8 protein-coding genes are annotated in these 6,139 nt (G+C 32.9%); all 8 read left to right on the top strand.

Annotated features, from left to right (window positions below; translation table 11 throughout):
- Positions 1 to 120 precede the first annotated feature (120 nt).
- Positions 121 to 528: a hypothetical protein gene (locus ACI9TV_RS09840; protein ID WP_415250615.1), complete on the top strand. Its 408-nt coding sequence runs from the start codon at positions 121 to 123 to the stop codon at positions 526 to 528.
- Positions 525 to 1,196 (top strand): 16S rRNA (uracil(1498)-N(3))-methyltransferase, encoded by a 672-nt coding sequence (locus ACI9TV_RS09835; RefSeq protein WP_415250614.1) that lies wholly within the window; start codon positions 525 to 527, stop codon positions 1,194 to 1,196. The genes ACI9TV_RS09840 and ACI9TV_RS09835 overlap by 4 nt, the downstream gene beginning before the upstream one ends.
- Before the next feature lie 152 nt (positions 1,197 to 1,348).
- The gene (rpmE, locus tag ACI9TV_RS09830) at positions 1,349 to 1,549 is read left to right on the top strand and encodes a 50S ribosomal protein L31 (RefSeq protein ID WP_415250613.1); all 201 of its coding nucleotides are present in this window, start codon (positions 1,349 to 1,351) and stop codon (positions 1,547 to 1,549) included.
- Between the two features lie 13 nt (positions 1,550 to 1,562).
- On the top strand, positions 1,563 to 2,378 hold the full coding sequence (gene rsmI, locus ACI9TV_RS09825) for a 16S rRNA (cytidine(1402)-2'-O)-methyltransferase (RefSeq protein WP_415250612.1): 816 nt from the start codon (positions 1,563 to 1,565) through the stop codon (positions 2,376 to 2,378).
- 40 nt (positions 2,379 to 2,418) lie between these two features.
- Positions 2,419 to 3,120: a 23S rRNA (guanosine(2251)-2'-O)-methyltransferase RlmB gene (gene rlmB / locus ACI9TV_RS09820; RefSeq protein ID WP_415250611.1), complete on the top strand. Its 702-nt coding sequence runs from the start codon at positions 2,419 to 2,421 to the stop codon at positions 3,118 to 3,120.
- Positions 3,120 to 3,992 (top strand): hypothetical protein, encoded by an 873-nt coding sequence (locus tag ACI9TV_RS09815; RefSeq protein WP_415250610.1) that lies wholly within the window; start codon positions 3,120 to 3,122, stop codon positions 3,990 to 3,992. Before rlmB ends, ACI9TV_RS09815 begins: the two co-directional genes overlap by 1 nt.
- Positions 3,986 to 4,870 (top strand): hypothetical protein, encoded by an 885-nt coding sequence (locus tag ACI9TV_RS09810; protein WP_415250609.1) that lies wholly within the window; start codon positions 3,986 to 3,988, stop codon positions 4,868 to 4,870. The genes ACI9TV_RS09815 and ACI9TV_RS09810 overlap by 7 nt, the downstream gene beginning before the upstream one ends.
- 16 nt (positions 4,871 to 4,886) lie before the next feature.
- Positions 4,887 to 6,104: an LL-diaminopimelate aminotransferase gene (locus tag ACI9TV_RS09805; protein ID WP_415250608.1), complete on the top strand. Its 1,218-nt coding sequence runs from the start codon at positions 4,887 to 4,889 to the stop codon at positions 6,102 to 6,104.
- Positions 6,105 to 6,139: the final 35 nt, after the last annotated feature.

Here is a 6,139-nt window from a genome sequence, read left to right as displayed (position 1 = left end):
GTTCAAGTGGTAGGATTTTAACAGATGTTGGAGATACATTTTTGTATATAATATCAAGTGCTTCTTCTACTTTTATTGCCATGTTGACCTCTTAAAGAATTATTATTGTAAAATTCCACTATGAATCAAATGTATGATATGAGTATTGTAACACATTACTATAGTGTAATAGGGATTTTAGTAGTTATCTTGATTAATACAGTTATGTTACGACGTGCTGTAAATATTAAAGATTATCAGCGTCAAATGAGTCTTTTTACTCCGATTGGCTCTATGGCAATTGGAGGGATACTCTTTACTGGTATTGTGATGATGGCAGCAAAGCATTTGGACTTTAGCGTTGAAAATATAATAATGATAGTGTTTTCGCTTGTTATAATTTACTTGGAAGTAAAACGTGCCAAAGGTTTAAAGTACTTAAACCCAAATGTAAAAAACGCACTAGATAATTTCAAAAAATATGCATCTTATTTACTCTTCGGTGAAGTTGTCCTTACTCTAAGTATTTCACTTTGGATGTTATTTTGACATATATTTTACTTGAAGAGACACCAACGGAACTGTTGTTTTTAAAAGGTGAACTCTTTAAGTATTTGGTAAAAGTGCGACGACATGGAGTAGGAGATAAACTTTATTTTCGTACAAAAGAAAATATGGAAGAATTGTATCTTTATCAAGTAAAAACAATTGAAAATAGAAGTCTAGAGTTAGAGAAAATTTCTTGTGAAGTAAAAGTGGTAGCATCAAAAGTACTTTTACATATAGGTTGGTGTGTTATTGATATGAAGTCTATTGAAAAAGTTTTGCCATCTTTAAGTGAGATAGGTGTAAACAAAATTTCATTTATATCGTGTGATCGAAGTCAGAAAAACTTTAAACATGATATGAAGCGTTTGAAAAGAATTTTAGAAGCTTCTATGCAGCAATGTGGACGTAGTACATATATAGAGTTTGATGTATATAAAAATATAGAAGATTTTATAAAAGAGTTTCCACAAACAAAAGTTTTTGATTTTGCAAAAAAAACGATAGATCAGTATAGAGATATTGAAACTGTTTTAGTTGGATGTGAGGGTGGGTTTTCACCCAGCGAAAAAGAATTTTTACAAAGTCAAGATGTATTTAGATTAGACACCCCGATGGTTCTTCGTTCAGAGAGTGCTGTAATGGCTGTAGCAAGTAAAATTTTACTTTAATATTTATTTGGATATAATCCCAATTCACAAAATCTGCCCCCATACGGATTTAAAAATATATAGCCCTTCGTATAAGTGAACAAAGAGATTTTAAGTTGCATCAAGCAGTTTATGTCTCCAAGTTCGAGCACCGATTGGCAAAAGGCAAAAAAATGAAAAAAGATTTACACCCAGAATTTGTAACTTGTGCTGTAACATGTGCATGTGGAAATAGCTTTGAAAATAAAGCTCCTCAAGATACACTTAAAATTGATATCTGTTCAGAATGTCACCCTTTCTTCACAGGTAGTGAAAGAATGGTAGATACAGCTGGTCGTATCGAGAAATTTAACGCACGTTACGCTAAAAAATAGTCAAGACTTTTTCTTGCTACAACTTGTTCCTACTCCGATAGGTAACATAGGCGATATGTCACTTAGAGCTATGATAGCTTTAGGTGAAGCCGATATTTTACTTTGCGAAGATACTCGCGTTACAAAAAAACTCATCCACATTTTAAAAGAACGTTACAATACAACTTTTAAAGAGAATCAAAAATTTATTTCCCTCCATTCACACAATGAAAAATCTTTTACTGAAAAACTAGAGCCATCTTTTTTTGAGCAAAATATTGTTTATGCAAGTGATGCTGGTATGCCAGGAGTGAGTGATCCTGGACAGGTTTTAGTTCGTTATTGCATTGACAATGGAGTTGAGTATGATGTTCTTCCCGGTGCAAATGCACTTTTAACAGCATTTGTAGCGAGTGGATTTGTCCAAACTCAGATGCTCTTTTTCGGATTTTTAGATCATAAAGGAACTTCAAGAAGTGAAGGTTTACAAGAAGCCCTTCATAATGGATATACAACGGTACTGTATGAATCTCCACATCGGCTTGATAAACTACTTTTAGAAATTGAGAAAGAAGAACCAGATCGTGAGTTGTTTTTAGCTAAAGAACTAACTAAGAAATATCAAAAATATACATATGGAACAGCAAGTCAAGTTATAAAAAAGCTTGATGGAAATCATAAAGGTGAATGGGTAGTTGTTATCAAAGCTGGAGCTATTCAAAGTGCATCTGCAATAAGTCAAAATGACATTTTAGCACTTGAGTTACCAAAAAAAGTACAGGCAAAACTTATTTGCAAAATCACAGGAGAAAATACAAAAGAGTGCTATAACAGACTCTTATCCTTATAAATATCTTCAAATAATCTCATTTTAACTTTTTTTCGATAAAATGTTTTCCATGTTAATTTATGCAAAACAACCAATATATTATTTAATAAACAACTACCCTCAGATGATAAAAACTTTATACTTAGCCAAAGAGATTGAGAAAAAAGAATACTCTCGATTGATGAAAATGGGCTTTGAAGTAAAAAGAATTCCAAATGAAGCTGCACAAAAAATGTGTAAAAACGCTTCGCATCAAGGCTTTTTAGCCGAAGTAAGCGATTACAAGCCATATACATATCAATTGTTTTTAAACAAAAAATTTATTTTAGTTTTATCTGGAGTAACTGATGTTGGAAACATAGGAGCCATTGTGCGATCTGCATATGCTCTCGGTGTTGATGGAATCATTGCTTGTGGTGTAAAACAATTAGCATTTGATGGAATTGTCCGCGCTAGTACTGGGGCTTTGTTTGATATGCCTTTTGCGATAGAAAAAAATGTTCACGATGTTCTTAATGATTTTAAAATGTCAGGTTTCACTACCTATGGTGCTGAGATGGGTGGGAAGGATATCAGAGATATTGAGATAAAAGAAAAAAGAGTTTTAGTTTTAGGTAGTGAAGGGGAAGGTTTGACTTCTCGTGTAAGCTCAAAGTTAGATCAGCTTGTAAGTATAGAAATGGCACATGAATTTGATTCCTTAAATGTAAGTGTAGCTGGTGCAATTCTGATGGATAGAATGAGAGTAGGGGATACAAACTAATGGAAGAAAACTTACATATATTAAAAGAAATTGGTGCCCAAAGAATTCATAAAGATACGCATATATCAAAAGAGTATGTCCAAGCTATGATACATGGTTCTTTTGATGGATTGAGCTCTGTACAGCTTAATGGTTTCATTTCAATCCTTGAGAGAGAATATGGGGTAAACCTAAGTGAACTAAAACGACAAGGTAAAGCGTACTTTACTGAAGAAGAGGGAGAGTCTGCAGAACCGAAAAAAGTTTTTGTTACTCCCCAAAGAGAAAAAAATAATTCACCAATGTACATTTGGGCAGGTATTATAGTTTTTGTGGCAGTTGCGTATTATAGTTTTGGATATTTAAGCTCAATGGCTAATTTGGAACAAGATATTGATAACTCGCATATAGAAGATGCGCAAAAAATTGCTAGTACATCAGATATGAAAGAAGCCATAGAGGTTGTACGCGATGATGAAGATCAGGAAGTAGAAGTCATTCAAGAGATTGAAAAAACAAAACTAGTTCCTGAAGTAGATGTTATTGAAGAAGTAAAAACTGAAGAAGTACCTGTCGAGAAAGCTGAAGTAAAAAAAGAAGTTGTAAAAGAGGTTCAAACACTTAAAATATTACCAAAGCGTAAAATTTGGGCTGGTTATATAAATATCAAAACAAATCAAAAGTATCAAAAGGTTTTTAGAAAAGAATTTGTTTTAGATACTAATAAAGATTGGCTACTTCTTTTTGGTTCAGGTACTGTTCACCTTGAAGTTAATGGTAAAAAGCAAACATTTTCTTCAAAACAAAATATGAGATTTAAGTATGTTGATGGAAAATTTAAAAAAATTGCAGTAACAGAGTTTAAGAGTTTAAACAAAGGTCGTAAATGGTAAAAATATTTGCGATTATTGTCTTTTTATCTATAGCTTTGATAGCAGATGTTCCTTCTCGAGATGTACAAAGGAACTCTATCCTAGCAGATAATACTTCAATAATTTCAGATACTTTATTAACAAGTAAAATAAAAACATTTGTAAGTGAAGAAGAGTTTTCTAAAAATGAAGAATTTATCAAATTAATATTTGCACCAGAGTCTGAGTATTATAGACAAGAAAGAGTTGATGTTGTAAAAGTTGTTCAAACACTAAAAGACAATGGACTTTTAAATCTGTTTTTTGATAAACCACAGGAGTTAACACTCAGCTTTAGAACAAGTGGAGCACCATTATTTTTTGTAAAAATCATGGGGGATACACTTCGAAATATTGGCTATTATCGCTATGTAACCGCAGAATCTAATCTTGACTCAACAGAGTTTACATGGACTATAGTTTTAACTGCTGAATATGCAACTGATCCATTAATCCTTCAAGAAGAGCTTGCAAAAAGTGGATGTGGAATTATTGATATTGTTAAAGCTAAGCCAACAGAGTGGAAATATAGCATAGACATGAGTAAAGCAAGTCTTAATATACCCATATTAGTAAGTGATGAAGAATTCAAGCTTAAACGTTCTTTATATGCGCATTGGCTTAATATTGCAGATATCCAAAATCTTTCAATAAAAAGCTCATTTAGAGATGATTGGTATCCAAACATAACATACTATGACAAGCAGTTACACTTATTAAGTGTAATGAAAAAAGATAAAAAAACAAGAAATATTTTTCTCTTAATGCCTAAGGGTGCAAAATATATCAAGATCTCTGATATGTATACTCTTAAAAATGTAAAAGACAATTTAATACTAAGGCCAACAGGCTCAAGATAAGAAAGGACGAAAAAAAATGTTTGACGAAATTCAATTTGATAAAATGAAGAGACTACCAAAGTATGTTTTTGCTGAGGTAAATGAATTAAAGATGCAAGAGCGTAGAGCTGGTGCGGATGTAATAGACTTTTCTATGGGGAATCCTGATGGGGATACTCCTGAGCATATTCGTGCAAAACTTGTTGAATCTGCAGAGAAAACAAAAACACATGGTTACTCAGTATCTAAAGGTATCCCTAAACTACTTAAGGCTATAGCTGATTGGTATGAAAGACGTTACGACTGTGTACTTGACCCTGAGACTGAGTGTGTAGCTACTATGGGTTCAAAAGAGGGTTATGCACACCTTACATACGCAATAACAAACCCAGGTGATGTAGCAGTTGTTCCAGATCCTACATATCCAATTCATGAATATTCTTTTATTTTGGCTGGTGGAAATGTTGTTAAGTTTGGTATCACTTTTGATGAGAAATATAGACTTAATGAAGATCAGTTTTTTATAGACTTAGAACGAGTTTTTGCAGATTCTTCTCCAAAACCAAAGTATGTTTTAGTGAACTTTCCTCATAACCCAACAACAGTAACAGTAACGCAAGAATTTTATGTAAGACTTGTAGCTATGGCAAAAGAGAAAAGATTTTATATTATTTCAGATATTGCATACGGAGATATTACATTTGATGGTTACAAAACACCATCAGTAATGAGCGTTCCTGGTGCTAAAGATGTGGCAGTTGAGTCTTTCACTCTTTCAAAGTCATATAACATGGCTGGTTGGCGTGTTGGTTTCTTTGTAGGAAACTCTAAACTTATCGGTGCTTTACAAAAAATAAAATCATGGCTTGATTATGGTATGTTTACCCCTATTCAAGTAGCTGCTACTGTTGCCCTTAATGGCGATCAACAATGTGTTCGTGATATTACTGATAAATATGATCATCGTCAAGAAGTTTGTATAGATGCTTTTACTAGAGCTGGTTGGCCTATGCAAAAGAATGAAGCTAGTATGTTCATTTGGGCAAAAATGCCTGAATGTGTTGAGCATTTAGGTTCATTAGAGTTCTCAAAAAGATTACTTGTGGAAGCTGGTGTATGTGTAGCTCCAGGAATTGGCTTTGGTTCACATGGTGAAAATTATGTGCGTATAGCATTAATTGAAAACGATAATAGAATCCGTCAAGCAGCAAAAAATATAAAAATATTTTTAAAACAGTTTCAAGAAGTGAACTAATTTTAGTTACTCTTTAGTAAAACAATGTAGATAAA

Origin of the sequence: Sulfurimonas sp., from assembly GCF_047622445.1 — a bacterium.
In the GTDB taxonomy this organism is placed as follows: domain Bacteria; phylum Campylobacterota; class Campylobacteria; order Campylobacterales; family Sulfurimonadaceae; genus Sulfurimonas.
Note: the sequence above shows the minus strand (reverse complement) of the source record. Positions and strands in the feature narration are given on the sequence as shown.

Coding starts and splice junctions, on each gene's coding strand:
- ACI9TV_RS09810 (WP_415250609.1), top strand. CDS start 3,986: ATGGTAAAAATATTTGCGATTATTGTCTTTTTATCTATAGCTTTGATA.
- rpmE (WP_415250613.1), top strand. CDS start 1,349: ATGAAAAAAGATTTACACCCAGAATTTGTAACTTGTGCTGTAACATGT.
- ACI9TV_RS09805 (WP_415250608.1), top strand. CDS start 4,887: ATGTTTGACGAAATTCAATTTGATAAAATGAAGAGACTACCAAAGTAT.
- ACI9TV_RS09840 (WP_415250615.1), top strand. CDS start 121: ATGAATCAAATGTATGATATGAGTATTGTAACACATTACTATAGTGTA.
- ACI9TV_RS09815 (WP_415250610.1), top strand. CDS start 3,120: ATGGAAGAAAACTTACATATATTAAAAGAAATTGGTGCCCAAAGAATT.
- rlmB (WP_415250611.1), top strand. CDS start 2,419: ATGTTTTCCATGTTAATTTATGCAAAACAACCAATATATTATTTAATA.